Here is a 22,444-nt window from a genome sequence, read left to right on the forward strand (position 1 = left end):
CTCACCTTCCCTTCTTTTTGCGGCGGTAATAAAAATACCGGTCAATGATAATGGCGCCAATTCCAGAAATGAGTGTCGCTAAAATGCTCGGTCCGACAATATCTGTCGGCGTTTTGGAGGAATAGGCCATTCGAACAGCAATCACCGTTGTCGGAATGAGCGTGATGCAGGACGTATTGACAGCTAAAAAAGTAATCATCGACCGGCTTGCTTCCGATCGGTTTCCATTCAGCTTTTTCATTTGCTCCATTGCTTTAATGCCAAGCGGAGTTGCCGCATTCCCGAGGCCGAAGAAGTTCGCCATGAGATTAGATAAAATGTAGCCCATCGCCGGGTGATCCGGCGGTATATCAGGAAAAAGCTTAGATATAAAAGGCCTGCACATCCGGCTGAAAATATCCAAAAGCCCCGCCTGCTCGGCTATTTTCATTAAGCCAAGCCAGAAAACAAGCACGCTCATCAGTCCGAATGAGATTGTAACGGCTTCCTTCGCACCCTTAAACACGGCTTCATTTACATCTTGCAGAGTTCCGTTGCACATCGCAAAAACAAGTCCGATCACAGTTAAGCTGACCCAAATTATATTGACCATTTTGCCCCGCCAGCCGCATTCAGAAAGATGGATTTAAACGTTTCAAAAAATTGTTTTTTCGGTTTTTGATGTTGTTCATTTTCATAATAGATCGGCACTTTTGCGATGGTTTCATCGTTGAACATGATCTTCATGTGTCCTACGATGTCGGGAATTTTTGATACATCTTTCTCCCATGCTTTTTTCGGCTTAAGCAGCGTGGTTCTAATTTTGACATCTTCTTTTTCCTCTTCGGTTAGCAAGTAGGTGATGTCACGTTTGATAAAAGCCTTAGATTCATAAAATGTGCCTTTCAGCTTTGGAATGTCCCCTTTTTTCGCGATTAAATAGGTTTGATAATGATCAAACACATAGTTAAACATATTCATATGATCATCCCAATCGTCAGGGTCATTTATGGTAACGGCGATCAGGTCAATGCCGTCCTTTGAGGCTGTTGAGACCAGTGTCCGTTTTGCAAGTTTTGTATAGCCTGTTTTTCCTCCTGTGCTGTATCGATAAAGCATGGTCAGCAGTTTATTTTTGTTTTTCCAGACACTTTCCATCGTTTCTGCTTTGTATATTTTTGTGCCTGAAATTTTTTGATAGTCTTTCAACTTCATAGCGTATTTTGTTAAGATGGCCATGTCATAGGCTGTTGAATAATGGTTTTCATGGTCGTCCAATCCGTGCGGGTTTTGAAAACGGGTATTCTCCATACCAAGCTGCTCGGCTTTTTGATTCATCATATAAACAAATCCATCGAGGCTGCCCCCGACATGCTCGGCAATCGCAACAGCGGCGTCGTTTCCTGATCTCAGCATCAGGCCATACACAAGATCTTTTAATTTCACTTTTTGCCCTTCCGTTAAATAAATGGCAGAGCCTTCTGTTCTGACAGCATTTGCCGAAACCGTCACAGTTTCACCCATTTTGCCGGATTCAATGGCGAGAACGGCCGTCATGATTTTTGTGATGCTTGCAATCCGCCTTTTTTCATGCTCACCCTTGGCAAATAACACTCTGCCTGAATCTCCATCAATTACTATCGCGCTTTTTGCACTAACATCTATAGCCGCATGTGCTGTGTTCACATTTACATTTGCAAATAGAAAAAAAATCATGACCATGAAGACTGCTTTTTTGAAAATGCGCATGTTTGCTCACGTCCTTGTGTGGTTTGTACAAGTTTATGCGCATGTCCATCAGTTATGAATAACAATTATATAACGGCGGACAAACATAAAAAAACTCTCCCTGAAAAAGGGAGAGTAAACGTTATCTGATTGGCGCCATGCTTGATCCGGACGCTTCGTAATGAGCCAGCTCTTCTCTCATCTTCAGAAAGGCTGCGCTCAACGGCAATAATAATTGCTCAAGCGACGCAGGAACAGCATGGTAAAACTCAATTGCACTGACCCCCGTATAAGACGCCCGGCTATTTTCACACCACGTGTCTTTTTTCGGCATAAAGAACTCTTCAATGCATTGGTGATACACATTGTACAGTGTTTTCTCCGCTCTGGCATCCTGAAAAGGCTCCTGCATCAAGAGACGGCGGCACGCTTCTGCGCCTCCTTCACAAAATACTGCCATTCTTCTCAGAGTGCTCAGCACATCACAGCAGTATCCTTTCTCAATAGGCAATTCAGCCTGTAAGGACTCCAGCGTCGTTTGATTTAGATAATCGTTAACGGTATTGACAACCATTGATAAGAATTCGCCTGTTTTTTGAGTCTGCACTCGCACAATCGAATGTCCCATTTCGTTTGGTATCTTCCCCTCATGTCTTTGTCTCTCACATTTTGCTTCTTTCATGATAGCTTCTTCCTTATATCTTATGATGATGAAAAAGCGCGATTCATTAAACTTCTATTTTATATCTTCGAAGGTTTGGTTAAAGTTTTCAAAAAATAAATCTGCTTCTTCTTGAAGAACGTCTTCTTCCGCATTTTCAGGAAGCGGCGGAAGCTCGTCCAGCGTTTTCAGACCAAATTGCTCAAGAAAAGTCGGCGTTGTGCCGTATAAAATAGCCCTTCCCGGACCGTCAGCCCGCCCGACTTCACACAATAGCGCCTTCGCAACGAGGCTGTGTAAAATCCGCTCTGATTTCACGCCTCTGATTTCTTCAATTTCTGCTCTTGTAATCGGCTGTTTATATGAAACGATGGCCAGCACTTCTAAAGATGCTTGAGAAAGGCCCTTTGACGGCACTTCAATCAGTTTTTTCAAGTACGGGGCAAAGTCTTTTTTGGTAGAGAGCATATACGTATCTGCATATTCAATAAGTTCAATGCCCCTTGTATCCCCGCGGTATTCATCTGCTACATCCGCCATAATGGTGTTCAGTTCAGGCTCTTCGATTTCAAGCACTGTTAACAGCTGCTTTTTTGTGAGCCCTTCATCGCCTGCCGCATAAAGAAGGGCTTCCACTATAGCTTTCCAATTCACGATATCAAGCCCCATGAATGGATTCACTCCCCGTAATGTAAATATCTGAAAAATTGTGCTCCTGTTCAATGAGAACCAGCTGATTTTTCATCAGCTCGAGAACGGCTAGAAAGGTCACTACCAAATGTTCTTTTTGCTCATACGGAAACAGATCCATAAAGTTGATTCTCGTTCCTCTTGATTTCAGACTGTGCACGATTTCGTTCATTCTGTCTTCGATTGGTATTTCCTGTCTTGTAATTGTTGTTTCCATCGGCCTTGTTATTTTTTTGCGTTTGAGCACTTTTTGAAAAGCCCCGATCATATCATAGACCGTGACAGAGAGCTTTTGCTCAGACTGCTTTACTTCTTTTGCATATTCGCTCAAATCACTCGGCGGTTTCGTGAACGATTTTTGTCTTTCTTCTTCCCGTTCTTTTAAATCCTTCGCCGCATCTTTATATTTTCTATACTCAATCAGCTTTTCAATCAATTCTTCCCGCGGATCTTCTTCTTCAAGTAATTCATCTTCAAAAAGCTCCTCCTCTTGCTTCGGGAGCAGCATTCTGCTTTTAATGCTGAGCAGCGTGGCAGCCATGACCAAATACTCGCTGGCAATATCGAGCTCAAGCACACGCATCGTATGTACATATAATAAATATTGTTCAGTGATCTTCGCCACAGGTATATCATATATGTCAATTTCAAGACGATTGATTAAATGAAGCAGCAGGTCCAATGGGCCCTCAAACGTATCAATTTTCACTTGATATTCTTCCATCATCTCACCATTTTCAAGTATCACTCTCATTGCCGGATAAACTGGCTACCCTTTAGTATAAGCCACCAAAAAGCTCTCGTCCAATACTATTTCATTTCCTGTTTTGAAGCGATTTGTACAGAATATTCAAAACAGGAAAGTATTCGCTCAGACCATAGCAAAGGAGGTAGGAGAAAAAAGACTTAGCGGCGGTTTCCCTTTCATTGTCGTGCTAAAAACAAAGAAGCAGCCAGGGCTGGGCGTTCTTTTTCCTTTTAACCTTCCTGTGTTACACTAAGGGCAGATTAAAGGAGGAAGCATCTTGTACCCGAAAGCTTATATTGATTATCTCGTTGAATTTCACGCGACGCGGGATTATTTTGAATGCCATGAAATATTAGAAGAATATTGGAAGGAAGATCCTCCAAACCAACGAAAAATGTATTGGGTCGGTTTCATCCAGCTTGCGGTCGCTTTGTATCATCACAGAAGGAAGAATACTGCCGGGGCAAAAAGACTGATGGCGAACAGCATCCGGATTCTTCAAGCGGAAAAACAAGCGGTCGAATGCTTGGGGCTTGATCATAGCCGTTTACTCGAGCTTATGCAGTCGGTTTACGAACAAATCGAAACGGGCTCTTCCTATAAAAGCATCATGCTGCCGATCAAAGATGAGAAGCTTGAGGAAGCATGCCGCGTTGAATGCAAGAAAAAGGAGTACACATGGGGGCAGCCCAGCACACTCACTGATACATTTCTTATCGACAAGCACCGTTTGCGGGATCGGACTGACGTCATCCTTGAACGTGAAAAAGAAATAGAACGGAGAAAAAAAAGCAGAGGCTGATTACAGCCTCTGCTTAATTATTGTATGAAATGTCTTGATCCTGCTGACCTTGACAACGTTCGAAAAAGCTCTGCGTTAATTCATTCGGAACCAGTACCTGCGTTTTGAATAAATGCTTTAGAGCATCCATCATCTGTTTTCCGATTCCTTGATGGCGATGAGAAGGATTCACACTGATATGCCGGATTTCAACCTCAGAATCCTTTTTTTCGACTCCGATTGCTCCGACGATATCCTCGTCCTCTTTCCAAAGAAAGAGCTGGCGGTCTGTATCCGTTTCGTAGTCCTTAATTGTCTGCTGAAGCTGCTTAAGGTCTTTTTCATTCGGCATGAACGAAAGAAGTCCCATCGCAATCTTTTCAAACGATTTTTTATAACGAATTAACATAAAAACCCCTCTATATCCAAAATGTCCAGTCTGCTATTAACGGATACGAATAGGTGATCCGTTTTCTCACATTATATCATTTTCGCCATATTTTTAAACTGTTTTCAGCAAATTATTCAAATGAACGGTTTAAATTTGCCATTTCTATGGCAGAAACAGCACAATCTACACCTTTGTTGCCCGCTTTTGTGCCGGCACGCTCAATTGCCTGTTCGATGTTTTCAGTTGTCACAATTCCAAAGATGACAGGTACGCCTGTAGTGTTTGCTGCTTGCGCGATGCCTTTGGCAGCTTCATTGCAGACATAATCGTAATGTGTTGTCGCGCCTCTGATGACAGTGCCCAATGTGATGATGGCGTCATATTTTTTTGTTTCCGCCATTTTTTTCGCAGCAAACGGAATTTCAAATGCGCCTGGAACCCAAGCCACATCGATATCATTTGTGTCTACGCCATGTCTGAGTAACGCATCTTCTGCACCGCTCAGCAGCTTACTTGTAATAAAATCATTAAATCTTCCTACTACGATTCCGATTTTAAGACCTGTACCAACTAAATTTCCTTGTATGATATTCATATGATTCCCATCCTTTTTTGTGATATTTGTGATTAGAAATGAAGTAAATGACCCAGCTTGTTCATTTTGGTTTGCAAGTACTTTTTATTGTGTTCTTTTGCCTCCATTTGAAGCGGCACTCTTTCTGAAATACTGAGTCCGTAGCCTTCAAGGCCGGCAATTTTGCGCGGATTATTCGTCAAAAGCTTCATATTCCGCACACCGAGATCGCGTAAAATTTGTGCACCGATGCCATAGTTGCGAAGGTCAGGCAAGAAGCCGAGCGCTTCGTTGGCTTCTACGGTGTCATAGCCTTGTTCCTGAAGCTTATAAGCTTTTAATTTATTGATTAAACCGATGCCTCGGCCTTCTTGGCGCAAGTACAAGAGCACCCCCCGGCCTTCTGCGGCAATTTGCGTCAGCGCGGCGTGCAGCTGCGGGCCGCAGTCACAGCGATGAGACCCAAACACGTCACCTGTGAGACATTCTGAATGCACCCGGACCAATACCGGTTCTTCTCCGAACGGCACATCTCCCATCACAAATGCGACATGCTCTTTTCCGTCTACCTCATTTGTGTAACCGTAAACCTTAAATGTGCCAAAATCAGTAGGGAGCGTAATGTCGACTTCACGCTCGACTAGTGTTGTTAGATTGTAACGGTATTGAATCAAATCTTTAATGGTGATCATTTTTAATTGATGCTTTTTCGCAATTTCAATAAGCTCAGGCACTCTTGCCATTGTTCCGTCTTCATTCATAATTTCACAAATGACGCCGGCTCCTTGAGATCCGCAGGCTTCGGCAAGGTCAACAGCAGCTTCTGTATGGCCCGCTCTTTTCAGGACACCTCCTTTTTTCGCAATCAGCGGAAAAATGTGCCCCGGACGCTGAAAATCAGACGGCACGGATTTACTGTCCAGCAATGCTTGAACGGTAAAAGATCTTTCTTGAGCACTGATACCCGTTTTCGTATTACGGTGGTCAATACTTACCGTAAATGCAGTATGGTGAGAATCTGTATTATGCTCAACCATGGGGTGAAGATCCAGCTTGTCTGCGATTTCCTCACTAAGCGGCGTGCAAATCAGCCCTCTTCCGTGTGTCGCCATAAAGTTAATGACTTCTGGAGTTGTATGCTCGGCAAGAGCCACAAAGTCTCCTTCATTTTCTCTGTCTTCATCATCTACAACTATGATGACTTCGCCTTTTTTTAAAGCGTCTAGTGCTTCTTCTATCGGATGAAACATGCAAATCTTCCTCTCTAAAAGCCGTTTTCGCTTAAGAAGGCTTTTGTAATGGTTTGTTGGGTCTTATTTTCATTGGCTTTATCCAAAAATCGATACATATATTTTCCGATCATATCGCATTCGATATTCACTTTAGAGCCGATCGTTTTTTCTGAAAAAATCGTTTCGCTGATGGTATGCGGTATTAGAGAAATTGTCACTGTATCTTCTGTCAGGCCGAATATTGTTAAGCTCACGCCGTCCACGGTAATCGATCCCTTTAAGACCAATGTTTTTGTTAAAGACGGGTCCATTTTTAAATCATAGTAAACTGCGTTGCTTTTTTCTTCAATTCGTGTAATTTCAGCAGTTCCGTCGACATGGCCTGAGACAAAATGGCCTCCGAAACGGCCGTTTGCCGCCATCGCTCTTTCCAGATTTACTTTGCTTCCTTTAGATAGATCATTCAGTGATGTAGCTTTGACTGTTTCAGGCATAACATCCACTGTGAATTGATTCTTTGTAAAATCAGTGACAGTCAGACAAATGCCGTTAACTGCAATGCTGTCACCCAGATGAACATCCTCTAAAATTTTTGAGCATTTGATTGTTAAGGCCATTGAATGCCCTGCTTTTTTCATGGATTCGATTGTGCCTGTTTCTTCAATTATTCCTGTAAACATGGTCACCATCCTACTCGTTTATCGGTTTTGCCGTCAGTTTGATATCACGGCCGATTTGGGTTATATCAGTGAATTGTAATAAGGGGACATCTTTCATTGATTGAAAACCTTCACCGGAGATTAAGCTGGGAGCATGCAATCCTCCGATTAGTTTAGGGGCAAAATAGAAGATGATTTCTTGAAAACAGCCTTCTTTGACAAAGCTTCCGTGAACAGCTGATCCGCCTTCCACATACACCGACATGATACCTTCTTCTGCAAGGATTTTCAGCACATCGGGAACTTGAATGCCTTCAGTTTCAAGCGTAAATATGTTCACACCGAAAGCTGAAAGCCGTTTTTTCTTTTCCTCGTCTGCTCGTGCCGTTGTAAAAATCCATGTCGGTGCTGCTTGATCGCATATCACTTGAGCGTCCTCATGAATCGAGAGTGCGGTATCAAGTATTACCCGAACCGGCTGTTTTGTCACATTCGGCAGCCTGCAGGTTAAGCTTGGATTGTCAGCTATCACCGTGCCAACTCCGACTAGAATGCTTTGGTGTGTTTTCCTGTACTGCTGAGCATCCTGTCTCGCGGCCTCTGAGGTGATCCATTTGCTGTCGCCCGTGCTGGTAGCTGTCTTTCCGTCAAGGCTTGCAGCAGCTTTTAGAGTGACGTAAGGGAGGCCTGTCCTCATGAAGTGCAGAAATTTTTCATTCAGCTTCTCCGCCTGATCTGCCAGAATGCCTTCCTTTACTTCAATACCGGCTTCTTCAATCATGCTGATCCCTCTTCCAGCCACAAGCGGGTTAGGATCTCTCATCGCCACAAACACTCTTTTGATGCCAGAGTTGATAATCAGTTCTGCGCATGGCGGTGTTTTTCCATAATGGCTGCACGGTTCGAGTGTAACGTAAATATCTGCCCCCTTTGCATGGGATCCGGCCATATGGATGGCATGAACTTCTGCATGAGCTTCGCCGTATTTTAAATGGGCGCCCATACCGACAATTTGTCCGTCCTTTACCACAACAGCGCCAACGAGCGGATTGGATTCGGTCTGTCCTTCGCCCTGCTTCGCAAGATCTAATGCGAACTTCATATAATTCTCTTCCATTTGTTTCCCTCCCCTCTTTTATTGATTTACCGTCAAAAAAGCCCCGAATTTATAAAAAATCCGGGGCTTTAGGTATTTTACGCAATAGGAAATAACACTATGCATATTTAAACTTTTTGCATAGCGGCTCATCATCCTTCTCCCATCCAGACTTTCACTGTCGGCTTCAGCTTAAACTGAATCCACCGCGCGCTTATGCACACGGGTCACGGGCTCTAAAGCGCATTCGCTTTACCACCGCCGGTCGGGATTTCCACCCTGCCCCGAAGGATACAATCTTTATTCATTTGTCCTTAATGGCTATTATAGCGATCCTTTTTAAAGGACGCAATGAAATAAACTTACAATTTGAGAAAAACAAAAAACACCCTTCGATCGGGACTGACCCCATAAGATGAGACAAATAAAAAACACCTTCAAGTTTGAAAATGGATAGTTGTTATCCGAAATAAGACTTGGAGGTGTTTTTTGTATGGGAACAAGAGTGAGTTATCCGATTGAAGTCAAACAGAAGGCTGTAGAAATGAGATTGGCAGGCGTGCCTATGAAAGAGATCATGCAGGAATTGAATATCAAGAATAAGACGCAGGTTCAGACATGGGTTAGGTGGCATAAGGCTGGGGATACACATCGATTCGAACAACCTGTTGGTAAGCAATACACTTACGGAAAAGGTCCGGAGTATGCTTCCGAATTAGAGAAACTGCAGGCAGAGAACCGTTATCTGAGACAACAGAATGAAGTTTTAAAAAAGTACAACGAATTGGAAAGGAAGTTGATAGCCAAACGTCAGTCGAACTTGTAGAAGTATTGCACAGCACAATGACCGTACAGGATATCTGTGTTCATTTAGGTATCTCACGAGCGTCTTATTATCGTTGGAAGAAGAACCTGACGAAAGATCATCCCAAGTGCCATTTGAAAAAACAAATCGGCACGTTGTGCCGAGAGCACAAGTATCGATATGGATATCGAAAAATTACAGCTATATTAAAAAAGGGAATGCGTATTAACCATAAAACGGTTCAGCGTATCATGCAGAAAAATCAGTGGCAGTGCCGGGTTAAGGTGAAAAGGCGCAAGAAGAATGGGCAGCCATATGCCGTGGTCGATAATATATTAGATCGGAACTTTCAGTCTGATCATCCTCTTGAAAAACTAGTAACGGATATCACGTATTTGCCTTATGGACAGAAACAATTGTACCTTTCCAGTATATTGGATGTATACAATGGAGAAGTGATTGCTTTCACGATTGGAGATAAGCAGGACACAGACTTTGTCTTAAACACACTTGATCAGCTGCCAACACTGCCTCAGAACTGCGTGTTACATAGTGACCAAGGATCTGTGTATACATCTTATGAGTATCAGAAAGCTGTTAAAACAAAAGGCATTACCATGAGCATGTCCCGCAAAGGGACGCCCGCTGATAATGCCTCCATCGAATCGTTTCATTCCTCACTAAAGTCTGAAACGTTCTATCTTAACAGCATTGATCGAACCACGACCGCCATCGTAGAACGCACTGTCAAAGAATACATTTATTATTATAACAACATTCGTATTCAAACGAAACTAAACAGCCAATCACCGATAAGCTATCGGCAATTGGCTGTTTAAAAGGTGTTTTGATCCCTGTCTCAAAAACGGGGGTCAGTCCCATCCGAAAGGTGTTTTTTTGTTAATCATTCACTTTGGCAACCTTGATTAATCCGTCGATTCGCTTTGATTTGCTGAAGTATGCTTTAATCTTGTCGCCTTCTTTTATATCAGACAAATCCTGATTTAATTTTTTTCCGTTGAAGATGATTTTCGTGCCGTTTTCTGCTTCTCCATGATACTCTGAACCGTCAATTTCCGTCACTTTATATTCCTCGATGGTGTATTCCTCTTCTTCCGAGGACAAGGTTTGTCCAATTGCTGTCGGAACATCCTTCAGCTCAAGATCATTTATATACATATAACCGCCTGCAAGTAAAAGCAAAAGCACTAACAGAATGGTAATCTTGGTTTTTATTCTTCCCATTTTTAAACCTCCAGCCAATATGAATCTATTCATTCATATGAGTTATTCCTTTTTTTCATGAATAAAAAACCGTAAATTCTCGTAAATTATTAATATAACGATGCATAACGGGAATATGTTTCACATTTCTGCAAAAATTTCTTTTCTATAGATATACGAATTTATGTTCTGGTTTTGGGGGATGAACATAAAAAAGATATAAAAAAGCAGCCTCCTGTTCAGGAAGCTGCTTTCAGGAAGCTGCTAAATCCTAATTCGTTTTTCGCATTTCGTTAAACGGGAAGAAAACAAACTTTGACGTACCCGCAATTTGTTTTTTCGTGAAGAGGCCAAGCCCGTTTCGGCTGTCCATTGAATTCCGGCGGTTATCACCCATCACAAAATACTTGTCATCAGGCACTTTAACCGGGCCGAAATCATCGGTCAAACGGTCATAGCCATCCTGCTTCGCTCTCTTTTTATTAGCTGTCAAATAAGGCTCGTCCACCTTTTTCCCATTGATATAGAGCTGGTCGTTTTTCATTTCAACCGTATCTCCAGGCAGGCCGATAATACGTTTGACATAGTGAACATCATCCCCGTTTAAAACGACGATGTCTCCTCTATCAAACTCGCCGATATATTTGACTGTCATATTGACAAAGACCCTTTCCCTGTTATGAAGTGTAGGATACATAGAGTCACCATCAACGACATACGGCGCAAAAATAAAATTGCGAATGAGCAAAGCGAGAACGACAGCAATCACAATTGCTTTTGCCCATTCTAACATTGATTTTTTCTTCGAAACATTTTCTGATTTCAACTGATTTCCTCCAATAAACAACGGTCTTCAATTTATGTTATCACGAATCGAAAAGAAATCCCATCAGGACCATTGAAGTGATTTTACAATCTATTAATCCTCATCTTCCACCCAAATCATACCTATCTTTTTCTTGTCGATCACAGCTAGCCCTGCATCAAATGTTGCTTGAGAAATTGGACTCCAGCAATCGTATAATACACAGAGACATCCGAAAAGTAATGAAAGAAATAATCACATAATTTCAGCAGAGATGGGCTTAGAAGAAAGACAGCTCGTATGCTAATCTTTAGATAATATATAAAAGGTTACGAGCAGCTCTTTTCATCTACTGCATTCTATTGATCGCCCAGTCCCATGGTGCTTGACAAATTGATTCACATCATGAAGGGCGGCAGCCCATTTCACAGGTGACATATCCGGCCTGCATCCCGTTTTGCTTTCAAGATATTTTAAATATCATTGAAGCTCGAAAACATGGATCAGCCTCCAAAAAATAAATCCAATATATTGCCGGCAGTTGAAGATTCTTTATTATAAAACTCCGAATATCCACAATTCTTGCAGTAAACCACGAGAAAACGGTTATTCTGAACGTCAAACAACTTCGATAATCCCGTACCGGTTGTGGCTATTTCTTTTTGGCCCGCTTCAGTGCTTCCGCATTTTATACAGCCTTTATTGTTCATATCGTCAAGCTCCCTTTCACAACATCACGTTTGTTTTGATTTATTTTACTACAAAATACCATTTTGATGAACCATGCAACTTTAAAGTTTTCTTAATTTTATATATGAAATCCACAGAAATAAAAGCCGATTTTGCTGCTTAACTCGAGTGACTGGCTAAAAAAGATGCAATGATTGAAGAATCCCCCCCTTTTTGCGACATCATAAAAAACATAAGTATTTTTACCAATAAGTTTACGCTTATTGACTCTAGCAATAATACATATAAAAAATAGAGAATTTGAAAGGAGACTCCGTGAATGATTGATTATCCATTAATATAAACAATGTTTCCGGGAACAGTGTAGTAAACGTAGGCGGCGCTTTTACGATAAGACCATTAACTGTGTCCAAATCTGTGTTTGGTTCCGGCAGCTTGAATACTGGAATTGTCATTGAGAACAATTTTGTAAGCCAGTCCAAAATGATTAACAGTCAATTTTCCGATCAGCATGTGACCAAAACATTGTAATTTCTGTCTGCTTTAAGCAGATACAAAACTCCTCGTTAACCGGATAAACGTCTTTTTGTTCACCGCCTCCAGCACTCAGGCGGTTTTCTATTGGATCATTTTTTTGCAAATAAAAAAGCTCCCCCGAGATGAGGAAGCCTTTTGCTGCCTATTAGCCTTCTACGCGAACTTCTTTCATGACGTCGCCATTAGACATGTTTTTCGCGAATTCTAGTCCGCTTGTTACTTTACCGAATACAGTGTGAACACCGTTCAAATGTGGCTGAGGTTCATGCACGATGAAAAATTGGCTGCCGCCAGTGTCTTTTCCTGCGTGTGCCATAGAAAGTGCACCCGCTTCATGTGTATGCGGGTTTCCTTCTGTTTCACATTTGATTGTGTATCCTGGGCCACCTGTGCCAGTTCCGTGAGGACATCCGCCTTGGCTGACGAAGCCTGGAATCACTCGGTGGAATGTAAGCCCGTCATAAAAGCCTTCGTTCGCAAGCTTTTCAAAGTTTGCGACAGTGCCCGGTGCAGCTTCAGGGTAAAGTTCAAATTCAATTTTGTTACCGTCTTCTAATAAAAAGTAACCTGTTTTCAATTGTATGCCTACTTTCTTTATTTTAATTTTCAAAGGAGATTATGTATGATAGGTTATAGCCTGTCTCTCCTTGTCGCGGCTATTATACCACACCTTTCGGGGGAAAACGAATCTCCCGGCTTTACAAAAAATAAAAATGAAACCTGGATCTCTTTATCTCCGTCTAACCTAACGGAACTGTATTTTCATTATGATCACAGGTCCTCGCAAAGCCGCTCTATCCAGCTGCTTGTGAAATTGAAGGAGGTCAAACTGCTTTGAAAAAAATATGGATTGGAATGCTGGCAGCGGCCGTTTTGCTGCTGATGATTCCGAAAGTCAGTCTCGCGGATGCCGCAGTTGGAGATGTCATTGTAACTCTGGGTGCTGATTTATCAGAATCTGATAAACAAAAAGTGCTTGATGAGATGAATGTCCCTGATAATGCCACAACGGTAACCGTGACCAATAAGGAAGAACATGAATATTTAGGAAAATATATACCGAGCGCTCAAATCGGATCAAGAGCCATTTCTTCATCGTCAATAACCATTGCCAAAAAAGGCTCTGGACTGAATGTTGAGACGCATAATATCAGCGGCATTACAGATGAAATGTACCTAAATGCCCTGATGACAGCAGGTGTTAAAGATGCGAAGGTGTATGTTACAGCACCATTTGAAGTATCTGGGACTGCGGCTTTAACTGGATTGATTAAGGCGTATGAAGTTTCTTCTGATGAAGCGATCTCGGAGGATGTGAAGCAAGTAGCTAACCAAGAGCTTGTCACGACATCAGAGCTTGGGGACAAAATCGGTAACGAAAATGCAGCTGCGCTGATTGCAAAAATCAAAGAAGAGTTTGCTAAAAACGGTGTGCCTGACAATAAAGCTGACATTGAAAAACAAGTGGACGACGCAGCTTCTGATTTAAACGTCACACTTACAGACAGCCAAAAGGATCAGCTTGTATCCTTATTCAATAAAATGAAAAATGTTGACATCGACTGGGGACAGGTCGGTGACCAGCTTGATAAAGCGAAAGATAAGATTACGAAATTCATAGAATCAGATGAAGGCAAAAACTTCATCCAGAAAGTCATTGATTTCTTCGTATCTATCTGGAATGCGATTGTTTCTATATTCAAATAAAAAAAGCGCCGAGAAATCGGCGCTTTTTTATTGCTTTACACTCGTTTTAAAGGGCAGGTCAAGTTTGACAATATCCTCGTAAGTTTCTCTTTTCACGACTAAATGAGCTTCGCCGTTTTCTACAAATACAACTGCAGGTCTCGGGATTCGATTGTAATTGTTGGCCATGCTGTATCCGTATGCGCCTGTACAAAAAACAGCAAGAAGATCGCCTTCTTTTACTTCCGGCAGGTCAATATCCCAAATTAACATATCCCCGCTTTCACAGCATTTTCCGGCAATCGATACCGTCTTATTATGCGCTTCTCCGATACGGTTGGCTGTTGCAGCTTCATATTTAGCCTGGTAGAGTGCAGGACGAATATTGTCGTTCATGCCTCCGTCTACCGCGACATACTGGCGGACACCCGGCACTTCTTTTTGAGAGCCAACCGTATAAAGGGTTGTGCCTGCATCTCCCACGAGAGAACGGCCCGGTTCGATCCAAATTTCCGGAATGTCAAAACCGTGACGGGCAGCATTTGCTTTCACAGCTTCGATAATTTTTTCAACGTATTCAGTAGCGTGAAGCGGTTCATCTTCCTCCGTATAACGGATGCCGAAACCTCCTCCAAGATTCAAAACCTTGGATACAAACGAGTATGAATCTCTCCACTCGTCTAGTTTTTTGAAGATTTTTTCCGCTGCTAACACAAAACCGGCCGTATCAAAAATTTGCGAGCCAATATGGCAATGGACACCCAGCAGCTGAATGTGTTCTGATTGTAATACTTGCTCAATCGCCCGTTCAGTTTGCCCGTTATGAAGGTCGAAACCAAACTTTGAATCTTCTTGACCTGTTGTAATATAGTCATGCGTGTGCGCTTCTACTCCGGGTGTGATCCGAAGAAGAACATCGATGGAGTGTCCCGTTTCTTTACATAAGTCTTCCAAAAGCGAAATTTCATAGAAATTATCCACCACAATGCAGCCGATGTGATGCTCAAGTGCCATTCGCAGTTCTTCCCTGCTCTTGTTATTCCCATGAAAGTGGATGCGTTCTGCCGGAAAGCCTGCGGCAACAGCTGTATAAAGCTCTCCCCCGGATACGACATCTAAAGAAAGTCCCTCTTCTTCAGCAAGCTGAATCATTGCAACTGATGAGAACGCTTTGCTCGCATATGCCACCTGTGCTTTCAGCCCTGCAGTAATAAATGCCTGCTTAAAGCTTTTAGCACGCTCACGTATTAAAGCCACATCATATACGTAAAGAGGCGTTCCATATTTTCCCGCTAAATAGAGAGCGTCCACACCTCCGATTTCTAAATGCCCATGTTGATTTTGTCTGCTTGTGCCATGTAAGAACAATGTCATTCCCTCTTTCTCCGCTTATGGGTGAAAAGGACAGTTTTATCGACTGTCCCTTCATAATTAAGACATACATTATCATACTCTTCAGTCAGTTTCAATGCGATTATGAATTGGTAGGTTGTCTTAAGCGATTTCTTGGGTGAACGATACTAGGTCTTACTTTTGCACCAGGTTTTGCAGTGCGGATCAGTACCTGCCACAGCGCCTTGCCGTTAAAGGGAATCAGCGGCCATAAGTACGGTGTCTGGAGAGATTTGATGCTGGCCATGGCAATAATTAGCACTGTAAATCCGATTACTAGCCCTTTTATGTGAAATATGGCAACGAGTATCATGAGAGTAAGCCGGCCCATTTTGTTCGCCAAGCTTAATTCATAACTAGGCGTCGCAAAGGTTCCAATTGCCGCAAGTGAGACGTATAGAATCACCTCTGGTGAAAACAGGCCGACTTCAATGGCAATTTGTCCAATCAGCACAGCGGCAATGATGCCCATGGCTGTCGATAAAGCGGTCGGGGTATGAATGGCAGCCATTCTGAGAAACTCGATTCCTAAGTCAGCTAAGAATATCTGCAGGATGATCGGGATATGCGTATTCTTATTTAAACCGATAAATTTCATATTCTCGGGCAGCAGGTCCGGCTGCAGCACAAAGAGAAACCAGATCGGGAGAAATATAGTGGATGCAATAATACCGAAAAATCTGACCCATCTTAAAAAAGTACCGACTGCAGGCGCCTGCCTGTATTCTTCAGCATGCTGGACATGATGGAACAAAGTCGTCGGGGTGATAATCACACTCGGCGATGTATCAACCATAATGATGACATGGCCTTCAAGTACATGATTAGCCGCCACATCCGGCCTTTCTGTATAGCGGACGAGCGGATACGGGTTGTAGCCTTGTTTAATGATGAATTCCTCTACTGTTTTGTCTGCCATTGTTAATCCGTCGACATCAATAGCGGCAATTTCTTTTTCGACGATGTCAACCAGATCTGGATCTGCAATATCTTCTATATAACAAATGCTCAGATCCGTTTTTGATCGCTCACCGACCTTTGTCATCTTGATGCGAAGACGTTCGTCTCTGATCCGCCGTCTGAGAAGAGCCGTATTGACGACGATATTTTCTACAAATCCGTCTCTTGCTCCCCTGACGACCTTTTCCGTATCGGGCTCTTCAGGGTTTCTGCCCGGATAGCTTCTAACGTCAATAATAAATGCGAAGCCTGCGTCTTCAACAATGACTGCGACTAGCCCCGACAGCACTTGATCAGTCGTTTCATCCAGCGTTTTTACTTTTTCAACCTGGGCGTTAAGCAGCCTGTTTTCGACGATATCGACCAGGTTATCAGCGTCCTCTTTCCGATTGTTAATGGCGACAAGCTCTCTCATTAAATGAATGATATAGGCGGTATCAGATAGTCCATTTAGATAGTAAAGCTGTATTTCCTTGTCTAAAATGTTAAGCTTGCGAACCCCTACATCATAGCTGGTTCCCATTCCGACCCGATTTTTAAAATACGCTTCATTTTTGGCTGGATTTCGATAAACCCGGATTTTCTCTTCCTTGTGACCCGGCATGATACCCGCTCCTTTCTAAAATAAACTCGACCGCTTTCATGGTGATTGGCGACCCTTTTGAGATATCGTCTTTTCTGCCCATTTTGCCGATATCCCCGATGCCGACAATAAGCGGAAGATCAAGTTTATCAAGGCAATAGACTGTGTCTCCGCTCATTCTATGTTCATCAAACTCCCTTTCTCCGCCTTTATCAACGCCGTATTCTGTTATTTCTCCATTGCGGTCAATGCTTACATCAACTCTGGTCCATTCAGCCTGATGGGTTTTTGACGCGACCGCAATCACACCGAGCACTTCAATTGAAGGATGGGTGGCGACATAGGTAAGAGCGGCTTCTCCCGGACCCTCTCCTTGAAGGCCTGAGTCGTCAAACATGACAAATACGGGATCATACTGCGCTGAGGTGATTAGCTTGACAAGCTCCGCGCCGCTGCGAATGGAGGGGTTCCCTTTTGATTGTGAAATACATCGCCCCCCCACTTGGCTTGCGGCGTATTCAATTGTTTTAGCGGCATACACGTCACCGTCTGTTACCAGTATGACCTTTCGCTTTGTCGTCATGTTGACATTATCCTTTCGGTTTGAAAATAACAGCTACGAGAAAGGCGAAGAGAATGGCGGCTGATATACCGGCAGATGTCAGCTCAAAAATCCCCATGCCGATCCCGATAAATCCGTGTATATGCGCCTGATGCATGGCACCATGCAGAAGACTGTGGCCAAAGCTGACGATCGGAACAGTGGCGCCCCCTCCGGCAAATTCAATAAATTTATCGTAAATGCCGAAACCATCTAAAATCGCTCCTATAACGACAAAGGACGTCATGACGTGGGCTGGCGTCAATTTAAATACGTCTAACAGCAGCTGGCCAACAATACAAATAGCCCCGCCGCATACAAAAGCCAAAAGGTAGTCCATGTTAAGATGCACCTCCTGCACGCTCAAATACAACCCCGTGGGCGATGGTCGGGATGGTTTCTTTTTGCTGGACCATTGTCGGGCTTAACAACGCCCCGGTCGCCACGACAAATACACGGTTTAATTTTCCTTCTCTCAGCTGCTTAAAAATGTGAGAGTAGGTAACGACCGCTGAACATGCGCAGCCGCTCCCTCCGGCAAAGACCTGCTGATCCGGCGTATAAACCAGAAGCCCGCAATCATCATGCTTTGTGCCGACCGGATAGCCATCTTCTTTTAAGATGTCTTTTACGATGGGAGATCCGACGCCGGATAGGTCACCTGTCAGGATCAGATCATAGTCATCCGCTGTCCGGTTGAGGTCTTTAAAGTGCTGTTTAATCGTATCAGCTGCAGCCGGAGCCATGGCCGATCCCATATCAAACGGATCTGTAATTCCTAAGTCAGAAACCTTTCCGACAGTCGCGCTTGTGATTTGGATATCACCCGGTGTCTGACTGATGACAACAGCTCCGCTTCCAGTTACAGTAGACGTTGCAGTGTCCGGTTTTTGGCCGCCGTATTCCGTCGGATAGCGAAACTGTCTTTCCGCTGTGGCATTATGACTGCTGGTGGCAGCGAGAGCCCTCTTGGCAAACCCGCCGTCAACTAAGGCTGATGCGACAGCCACCGTTTCCATTGATGTTGAACAAGCGCCAAACATACAAAGAAACGGAATTTTCAAGTGCCTTGCCACATAATTGGCCGTCACGTTTTGATTCAGCAAGTCGCCTGCCAGCAATAGATCAATATCATCTTTTTTTAGATTACTTTTTTGAAGCGCTGCGTTTACAGCGTCTTCCATCAGCTGCCGTTCAGCCATTTCCCAGCTTTTTTGATTACAGTGCATTTCGTCATAGGTTTTATCATATAAGGAGCCGAGCGGTCCGTCTTTTTCCTTTGGCCCAGCTGCTGTTCCCGCTGAGTTGACAAATAAGGGATTTTCAAATACCCAGGTTTGCTTTCCTGTTAATTTCATTTCCTTCTCCTCCTACGACATCAGTTTCTCAAAAGCAAACCGAATCATTCCGACGATGTAAGCAGCCACAACACCAAAAACGATGACATTTCCCGCCAGTTTAAACATGTTTGTCGCTACTCCGAGCACAAACCCTTCGCTTTTATATTCAAGAGCCGCGCTTGCCATGCTGTTGGCGAAACCTGTGACCGGTACGGCTGAACCGGCGCCTGCAAACTGCCCGATTCTGTCATAGATGCCGAACCCGGTAAGCAGGGCTGATAATAATATCAGCGTTGCCGCCGTTGGATTTCCCGCTGTTTTTTCATTAAAATCAAAAAAATGGATATAAAAATTCTGCAGACCTTGCCCGATCATACAGATCAGACCGCCTACCAGAAAGGCTTTTACACAGTTCCAGACGTAAGGCGGCTTAGGCTGATACGTTTTTACTTTTGATTTGTAGTTTTCTTTTATGTTTGTCATCTTGAAACCTCCTTATGAATGATCAATAAAATATAGCCAGTGGAATAAAGATCCCGCGATTTTCCCAATCACGATGGCCATTAACAGAATAATGATTTTACTTCTGAGCCCGATTCGTTTTGCCAAAATCGGCAGGACATTTAAAACCTCTGTAAGGGCAGCCGCAAGCATCCCGACAAACACACCTGCCAGCAGCCCGACCGGTACGGCAATCCATTTTGTTAAAAAAAGATGGTTCATATGAAGCGTCTCCCATCCCCCGCAAACCGCGCCAAGAATAACAGCCGCTTCATAAGCCTGAACGAATCTCATCGTTTTGGTGAGCTGCATCAGCCGCGGAATGATCCCCATTACGGTTAAAAAAGCAACGAAGCCAGCCCCCACCGTGATGCCTCCGCCGAGCCCGACAAAAATAATGAACAATACACTAGCGATCATGCAGGTCCTTTATTGTTTCTTGATTCTCATGCATGGCCACATATTGGTCGAGATCAAGCTGATAGTTAAACATCTCAACCTCCAGCGGGCTGGGCTCTTCATTAAGGCGCTTTTTAAATATGTGGTTAAAAAACACGATCATCCCAAGTCCCAAACCGATGCTGTACGGGATTTGCAGCAAATATGGATAGTCATTCCTCTCTCCAGTTATGATTTCATAAAGTGCAATATGAACATCTCTCATGCTTACATCCTCATGAAAGTTCATGATGGCAAGACACGATCCGATAAACAAAAGCAGCCAGACACCAATAAACAGAACCGTTGATATTTGCCGTTTCCGGTACTGAATTTCAACAATGGTTTCTGCTCCGCCTACCGTTTGAACATCTAGTGCCGGATCTTGTAAATGAATGGCTTTGAGGACTTGTATGATATCCAGAATTACGATATTTTTATCTTTTTCGCTCACCTGATAGAGCGGCATAGCCGAAAGTTTCTTTTTCAGCTGAAGCTGTCCTTCAATTTGCGCGGCATCTCCAACCGTGATGATATCCCCCGGATGTGCCAGCACCCTGTGGCGAAGTCGGATAAATATACGTCGTTCCATCTTTGATCACCATCTTTCGGTGGTTATATATGTAGTATGTGGTTCGATTTTGTTCTCATTCATCCGCTTGAAAAGACCATAAATTACCACGCTTTTGCACACAAAAAAGCCAGCCTGCATCGCAGACTAGCTATCCGTATGATCCATTTGAACCTTGATCTGTTTTAATATTTTCTTTTCAAGCCTGGAAACCTGAACTTGAGAGATCCCGAGCCGCTCAGCAACCTCGGACTGCGTCTGGTCTTTATAATATCTGAGATAGACGATTAGTTTTTCCCTTTCCTCCAAATCGCTGATCGCTTCTTTCAGCGCAATCTTTTCAAACCACTTTTCTTCAGAGTTGTCAGCGATTTGATCAAGCAGGGTAATCGGATCTCCGTCATTCTCATAAACGGTTTCGTGAATCGAAGACGGAGCCCTTACTGCCTCTTGAGCGAGTACGACATCTTCTGCTTCAATCTCCAAATGATCGGCGATCTCCTGCACTGTCGGCACTCTGCCTAATGTTTTTGAAAGTTCATCCTTCGCGCGCCTGATTTTGTTTCCAAGTTCTTTTAATGACCTTGACACCTTTACGGTTCCGTCATCACGGATAAAACGCTGGATTTCACCAATAATCATCGGCACTGCATACGTTGAAAAACGCACATCATAGGTTAAATCAAATTTGTCAACAGATTTTAACAGCCCGATGCAGCCGATCTGGAAGAGATCGTCAGGCTCATAGCCTCTGTTTAAAAACCGCTGTACGACTGACCAAACAAGACGCATGTTTTTTTCTATGAGGAGGTCTCTTGCCTGCTGGTCGCCATTTTGGCTTTGCTTGATTAATTCCTTTACTTCATGATCCTTCAGCTGAGCGTTTTTGCCGTTCTTCTTAACCTCCACATCCATAACAAATCTCCTTAATTACAAAGCGCTTTGCTTTTTGATAAGTGCTTTGTTAAGCGAATCGTCGTTCCCATCTCAGGCGATGAATCGATACTGACATCATCCATGAAATTTTCCATAATGGTAAAGCCCATTCCAGAGCGCTCAAGCTCAGGCTTCGTCGTAAATAAAGGCTGGCGGGCTTCTTCAAGATCTGTAATGCCCATGCCTTCATCACGAATAGTCAAATATACGACATGATCTTCCAGCGTCACTGAAATGTAAACTTTTCCGTCACAGTTCTCTTCATATCCATGGATAATGGCATTCGTCACAGCCTCTGACACGACTGTTTTGATTTCGGTCAGTTCGTCCATTGTCGGGTCTAGCTGGGCAATAAATGAAGCAACTGTCACACGGGCGAATGATTCATTCTGGCTAAGGGCAGAGAACTCGAGATGCATTTCATTTTTCATGATGCCACCCCCAGCGTCAGCAGCGCCTGCTGCTCGGATTGTTCAAATCGGATAATTTTAAACAGACCCGACATATCAAACAGCCGTTTCACCGCAGGAGAGATAGCGCAAACGACCATTTCCCCGCCAATTTGCTTAATTTGCTTGTATCTGCCTAAAATAACGCCAAGCCCCGAGCTGTCCATAAAGGAAAGGTCCTCCAGGTTCAGCACGATATGGCGAATATCATCCTTCTCCAATGATTGAGTCACTTTTTGTTTCAGGGTTTCAGCCGTATGGTGATCGAGTTCGCCTGTTAATCGAATACAAAGCACAGATTCTTTGACATGCATGTCAATTCCAAGGCTCATGCTCATTCCTCCTTGATATGATCGGATAATGAGTGTTTCGATTTCGACGGAATGA

Annotated in this window: 29 protein-coding genes, 1 pseudogene and 1 riboswitch; of the genes and pseudogenes, 4 read left to right on the plus strand and 26 right to left on the minus strand. The window is 43.4% G+C overall.

The annotated features are described in order from the left end of the window. Window position 1: 1 nt before the first annotated feature. The 5 genes from spmA to scpA all read right to left on the minus strand — a co-directional run bounded on the left by spmA (window position 2) and on the right by scpA (window position 3,782). On the minus strand, window positions 2–592 hold the full coding sequence (gene spmA / locus M1M80_RS11860) for a spore maturation protein SpmA (protein ID WP_004398197.1): 591 nt from the start codon (window positions 590–592) through the stop codon (window positions 2–4). After that, a complete protein-coding gene (locus tag M1M80_RS11865) occupies window positions 580–1,728 on the minus strand; it encodes a D-alanyl-D-alanine carboxypeptidase family protein (RefSeq protein ID WP_060398926.1) in 1,149 nt (382 codons plus the stop codon). Before M1M80_RS11865 ends, spmA begins: the two co-directional genes overlap by 13 nt. Window positions 1,729–1,849: 121 nt before the next feature. Then, a complete protein-coding gene (locus M1M80_RS11870) occupies window positions 1,850–2,389 on the minus strand; it encodes a YpuI family protein (RefSeq protein WP_004398199.1) in 540 nt (179 codons plus the stop codon). A gap of 54 nt (window positions 2,390–2,443) precedes the next feature. Further along, complete coding sequence (gene scpB, locus M1M80_RS11875; protein ID WP_003223904.1) at window positions 2,444–3,037, minus strand: SMC-Scp complex subunit ScpB; 594 nt, start codon at window positions 3,035–3,037, stop codon at window positions 2,444–2,446. Continuing rightward, window positions 3,027–3,782 (minus strand): segregation/condensation protein A, encoded by a 756-nt coding sequence (scpA, locus tag M1M80_RS11880; RefSeq protein ID WP_004398201.1) that lies wholly within the window; start codon window positions 3,780–3,782, stop codon window positions 3,027–3,029. The genes scpB and scpA overlap by 11 nt, the downstream gene beginning before the upstream one ends. A 301-nt stretch (window positions 3,783–4,083) precedes the next feature. On the opposite strand from scpA, the gene M1M80_RS11885 reads away from it, so the two are divergent. Continuing rightward, a complete protein-coding gene (locus M1M80_RS11885; protein WP_060398927.1) occupies window positions 4,084–4,608 on the plus strand; it encodes a DUF309 domain-containing protein in 525 nt (174 codons plus the stop codon). 13 nt (window positions 4,609–4,621) lie between these two features. Here M1M80_RS11885 and ribT read toward each other — a convergent pair whose 3' ends face one another. The 5 genes from ribT to ribD form a co-directional block, all read right to left on the minus strand. Next, window positions 4,622–4,996, minus strand: a complete 375-nt coding sequence (ribT, locus tag M1M80_RS11890; RefSeq protein ID WP_003223910.1) for a GNAT family N-acetyltransferase RibT — start codon at window positions 4,994–4,996, stop codon at window positions 4,622–4,624. Window positions 4,997–5,108: 112 nt separating this feature from the next. Beyond that, window positions 5,109–5,573 carry a 6,7-dimethyl-8-ribityllumazine synthase gene (gene ribH, locus M1M80_RS11895; protein ID WP_003223915.1) on the minus strand — a complete coding sequence of 155 codons (465 nt, stop codon included), beginning with the start codon at window positions 5,571–5,573 and terminating at the stop codon, window positions 5,109–5,111. Window positions 5,574–5,605: 32 nt separating this feature from the next. Next, window positions 5,606–6,802: a bifunctional 3,4-dihydroxy-2-butanone-4-phosphate synthase/GTP cyclohydrolase II gene (locus M1M80_RS11900; protein WP_004398206.1), complete on the minus strand. Its 1,197-nt coding sequence runs from the start codon at window positions 6,800–6,802 to the stop codon at window positions 5,606–5,608. Between the two features lie 14 nt (window positions 6,803–6,816). Beyond that, window positions 6,817–7,464: a riboflavin synthase subunit alpha gene (gene ribE / locus M1M80_RS11905; RefSeq protein ID WP_060398928.1), complete on the minus strand. Its 648-nt coding sequence runs from the start codon at window positions 7,462–7,464 to the stop codon at window positions 6,817–6,819. A gap of 10 nt (window positions 7,465–7,474) precedes the next feature. Beyond that, window positions 7,475–8,560 (minus strand): bifunctional diaminohydroxyphosphoribosylaminopyrimidine deaminase/5-amino-6-(5-phosphoribosylamino)uracil reductase RibD, encoded by a 1,086-nt coding sequence (gene ribD, locus M1M80_RS11910; RefSeq protein ID WP_060398929.1) that lies wholly within the window; start codon window positions 8,558–8,560, stop codon window positions 7,475–7,477. 130 nt (window positions 8,561–8,690) lie between these two features. Further along, window positions 8,691–8,835, minus strand: a riboswitch (FMN riboswitch). Between the two features lie 197 nt (window positions 8,836–9,032). On the opposite strand from ribD, the gene M1M80_RS11915 reads away from it, so the two are divergent. After that, window positions 9,033–10,183, plus strand: a protein-coding gene (locus M1M80_RS11915) for an IS3 family transposase (RefSeq protein ID WP_134981034.1) whose coding sequence is annotated in 2 segments (ribosomal slippage) — window positions 9,033–9,306 and window positions 9,306–10,183 — 1,152 coding nt in all. Because the reading frame shifts where the segments join, the coding sequence is not laid out codon by codon here. A 61-nt stretch (window positions 10,184–10,244) separates the two neighbouring features. Here M1M80_RS11915 and M1M80_RS11920 read toward each other — a convergent pair. The 3 genes from M1M80_RS11920 to M1M80_RS11930 all read right to left on the minus strand — a co-directional run bounded on the left by M1M80_RS11920 (window position 10,245) and on the right by M1M80_RS11930 (window position 12,083). Then, window positions 10,245–10,589 (minus strand): hypothetical protein, encoded by a 345-nt coding sequence (locus M1M80_RS11920; RefSeq protein WP_003236697.1) that lies wholly within the window; start codon window positions 10,587–10,589, stop codon window positions 10,245–10,247. Between the two features lie 250 nt (window positions 10,590–10,839). Then, window positions 10,840–11,394, minus strand: a complete 555-nt coding sequence (gene sipS / locus M1M80_RS11925) for a signal peptidase I sipS (RefSeq protein ID WP_060398946.1) — start codon at window positions 11,392–11,394, stop codon at window positions 10,840–10,842. 482 nt (window positions 11,395–11,876) lie between these two features. Then, window positions 11,877–12,083, minus strand: coding sequence for a zinc ribbon domain-containing protein (locus M1M80_RS11930; protein WP_003236703.1), 207 nt, complete (start codon window positions 12,081–12,083; stop codon window positions 11,877–11,879). A gap of 299 nt (window positions 12,084–12,382) precedes the next feature. Between M1M80_RS11930 and M1M80_RS11935 the strand changes: the two are divergent. After that, window positions 12,383–12,594 (plus strand): annotated as a pseudogene (locus tag M1M80_RS11935) (spore germination protein). Here the strand turns inward: M1M80_RS11935 and M1M80_RS11940 are convergent. Then, the gene (locus M1M80_RS11940; protein WP_154599142.1) at window positions 12,551–12,703 is read right to left on the minus strand and encodes a hypothetical protein; all 153 of its coding nucleotides are present in this window, start codon (window positions 12,701–12,703) and stop codon (window positions 12,551–12,553) included. The pseudogene M1M80_RS11935 and the gene M1M80_RS11940 sit on opposite strands and share 44 nt — an antisense overlap. 42 nt (window positions 12,704–12,745) lie before the next feature. Beyond that, window positions 12,746–13,177, minus strand: coding sequence for a peptidylprolyl isomerase (locus M1M80_RS11945; protein ID WP_003223931.1), 432 nt, complete (start codon window positions 13,175–13,177; stop codon window positions 12,746–12,748). Between the two features lie 257 nt (window positions 13,178–13,434). Between M1M80_RS11945 and M1M80_RS11950 the strand changes: the two genes are divergently transcribed. Beyond that, a complete protein-coding gene (locus tag M1M80_RS11950; RefSeq protein WP_019258801.1) occupies window positions 13,435–14,307 on the plus strand; it encodes a DUF1002 domain-containing protein in 873 nt (290 codons plus the stop codon). Window positions 14,308–14,334: 27 nt separating this feature from the next. Here M1M80_RS11950 and lysA read toward each other — a convergent pair whose 3' ends face one another. The 11 genes from lysA to spoIIAA form a co-directional block, all read right to left on the minus strand. After that, complete coding sequence (lysA, locus tag M1M80_RS11955) at window positions 14,335–15,654, minus strand: diaminopimelate decarboxylase (protein WP_060400038.1); 1,320 nt, start codon at window positions 15,652–15,654, stop codon at window positions 14,335–14,337. Window positions 15,655–15,760: 106 nt separating this feature from the next. Then, window positions 15,761–17,242 carry a spore germination protein SpoVAF gene (spoVAF, locus tag M1M80_RS11960; protein WP_060398948.1) on the minus strand — a complete coding sequence of 494 codons (1,482 nt, stop codon included), beginning with the start codon at window positions 17,240–17,242 and terminating at the stop codon, window positions 15,761–15,763. Continuing rightward, window positions 17,187–17,804 (minus strand): stage V sporulation protein SpoVABEA, encoded by a 618-nt coding sequence (gene spoVAEA / locus M1M80_RS11965; protein WP_060398949.1) that lies wholly within the window; start codon window positions 17,802–17,804, stop codon window positions 17,187–17,189. Before spoVAEA ends, spoVAF begins: the two co-directional genes overlap by 56 nt. Window positions 17,805–17,811: 7 nt before the next feature. Further along, complete coding sequence (gene spoVAE / locus M1M80_RS11970; RefSeq protein WP_003236718.1) at window positions 17,812–18,162, minus strand: stage V sporulation protein AE; 351 nt, start codon at window positions 18,160–18,162, stop codon at window positions 17,812–17,814. Between the two features lies 1 nt (window position 18,163). After that, entirely contained in the window at window positions 18,164–19,180 is a 1,017-nt protein-coding gene (gene spoVAD / locus M1M80_RS11975) for a stage V sporulation protein AD (RefSeq protein ID WP_003236720.1), read from the minus strand. A gap of 12 nt (window positions 19,181–19,192) precedes the next feature. Beyond that, complete coding sequence (gene spoVAC, locus M1M80_RS11980) at window positions 19,193–19,645, minus strand: stage V sporulation protein AC (RefSeq protein WP_003236723.1); 453 nt, start codon at window positions 19,643–19,645, stop codon at window positions 19,193–19,195. A 12-nt stretch (window positions 19,646–19,657) separates the two neighbouring features. Next, on the minus strand, window positions 19,658–20,083 hold the full coding sequence (spoVAB, locus tag M1M80_RS11985; RefSeq protein WP_003236725.1) for a stage V sporulation protein SpoVAB: 426 nt from the start codon (window positions 20,081–20,083) through the stop codon (window positions 19,658–19,660). After that, a complete protein-coding gene (spoVAA, locus tag M1M80_RS11990) occupies window positions 20,073–20,693 on the minus strand; it encodes a stage V sporulation protein SpoVAA (RefSeq protein WP_060398950.1) in 621 nt (206 codons plus the stop codon). Before spoVAA ends, spoVAB begins: the two co-directional genes overlap by 11 nt. Window positions 20,694–20,819: 126 nt before the next feature. Next, window positions 20,820–21,587 (minus strand): RNA polymerase sporulation sigma factor SigF, encoded by a 768-nt coding sequence (gene sigF, locus M1M80_RS11995; RefSeq protein ID WP_003236728.1) that lies wholly within the window; start codon window positions 21,585–21,587, stop codon window positions 20,820–20,822. Between the two features lie 11 nt (window positions 21,588–21,598). Then, window positions 21,599–22,039, minus strand: coding sequence for an anti-sigma F factor (gene spoIIAB, locus M1M80_RS12000; protein ID WP_003236730.1), 441 nt, complete (start codon window positions 22,037–22,039; stop codon window positions 21,599–21,601). Continuing rightward, window positions 22,036–22,389: an anti-sigma F factor antagonist gene (gene spoIIAA, locus M1M80_RS12005; protein ID WP_003223957.1), complete on the minus strand. Its 354-nt coding sequence runs from the start codon at window positions 22,387–22,389 to the stop codon at window positions 22,036–22,038. The genes spoIIAB and spoIIAA overlap by 4 nt, the downstream gene beginning before the upstream one ends. Window positions 22,390–22,444: the final 55 nt, after the last annotated feature.

This window comes from Bacillus inaquosorum (assembly GCF_023238325.1).
In the GTDB taxonomy this organism is placed as follows: domain Bacteria; phylum Bacillota; class Bacilli; order Bacillales; family Bacillaceae; genus Bacillus; species Bacillus inaquosorum.

Bases quoted from the DNA above. Each gene is read 5' to 3' on its own strand.
- spmA (WP_004398197.1), bottom strand. From the start codon at position 592: ATGGTCAATATAATTTGGGTCAGCTTAACTGTGATCGGACTTGTTTTT.
- M1M80_RS11865 (WP_060398926.1), bottom strand. From the start codon at position 1,728: ATGCGCATTTTCAAAAAAGCAGTCTTCATGGTCATGATTTTTTTTCTA.
- M1M80_RS11870 (WP_004398199.1), bottom strand. From the start codon at position 2,389: ATGAAAGAAGCAAAATGTGAGAGACAAAGACATGAGGGGAAGATACCA.
- scpB (WP_003223904.1), bottom strand. From the start codon at position 3,037: ATGGGGCTTGATATCGTGAATTGGAAAGCTATAGTGGAAGCCCTTCTT.
- scpA (WP_004398201.1), bottom strand. From the start codon at position 3,782: ATGGAAGAATATCAAGTGAAAATTGATACGTTTGAGGGCCCATTGGAC.
- ribT (WP_003223910.1), bottom strand. From the start codon at position 4,996: ATGTTAATTCGTTATAAAAAATCGTTTGAAAAGATTGCGATGGGACTT.
- ribH (WP_003223915.1), bottom strand. From the start codon at position 5,573: ATGAATATCATACAAGGAAATTTAGTTGGTACAGGTCTTAAAATCGGA.
- M1M80_RS11900 (WP_004398206.1), bottom strand. From the start codon at position 6,802: ATGTTTCATCCGATAGAAGAAGCACTAGACGCTTTAAAAAAAGGCGAA.
- ribE (WP_060398928.1), bottom strand. From the start codon at position 7,464: ATGTTTACAGGAATAATTGAAGAAACAGGCACAATCGAATCCATGAAA.
- ribD (WP_060398929.1), bottom strand. From the start codon at position 8,560: ATGGAAGAGAATTATATGAAGTTCGCATTAGATCTTGCGAAGCAGGGC.
- M1M80_RS11920 (WP_003236697.1), bottom strand. From the start codon at position 10,589: ATGGGAAGAATAAAAACCAAGATTACCATTCTGTTAGTGCTTTTGCTT.
- M1M80_RS11930 (WP_003236703.1), bottom strand. From the start codon at position 12,083: ATGAACAATAAAGGCTGTATAAAATGCGGAAGCACTGAAGCGGGCCAA.
- spoVAF (WP_060398948.1), bottom strand. From the start codon at position 17,242: ATGCCGGGTCACAAGGAAGAGAAAATCCGGGTTTATCGAAATCCAGCC.
- spoVAEA (WP_060398949.1), bottom strand. From the start codon at position 17,804: ATGACGACAAAGCGAAAGGTCATACTGGTAACAGACGGTGACGTGTAT.
- spoVAE (WP_003236718.1), bottom strand. From the start codon at position 18,162: ATGGACTACCTTTTGGCTTTTGTATGCGGCGGGGCTATTTGTATTGTT.
- spoVAD (WP_003236720.1), bottom strand. From the start codon at position 19,180: ATGAAATTAACAGGAAAGCAAACCTGGGTATTTGAAAATCCCTTATTT.
- spoVAC (WP_003236723.1), bottom strand. From the start codon at position 19,645: ATGACAAACATAAAAGAAAACTACAAATCAAAAGTAAAAACGTATCAG.
- spoVAB (WP_003236725.1), bottom strand. From the start codon at position 20,083: ATGATCGCTAGTGTATTGTTCATTATTTTTGTCGGGCTCGGCGGAGGC.
- spoVAA (WP_060398950.1), bottom strand. From the start codon at position 20,693: ATGGAACGACGTATATTTATCCGACTTCGCCACAGGGTGCTGGCACAT.
- sigF (WP_003236728.1), bottom strand. From the start codon at position 21,587: ATGGATGTGGAGGTTAAGAAGAACGGCAAAAACGCTCAGCTGAAGGAT.
- spoIIAB (WP_003236730.1), bottom strand. From the start codon at position 22,039: ATGAAAAATGAAATGCATCTCGAGTTCTCTGCCCTTAGCCAGAATGAA.
- spoIIAA (WP_003223957.1), bottom strand. From the start codon at position 22,389: ATGAGCCTTGGAATTGACATGCATGTCAAAGAATCTGTGCTTTGTATT.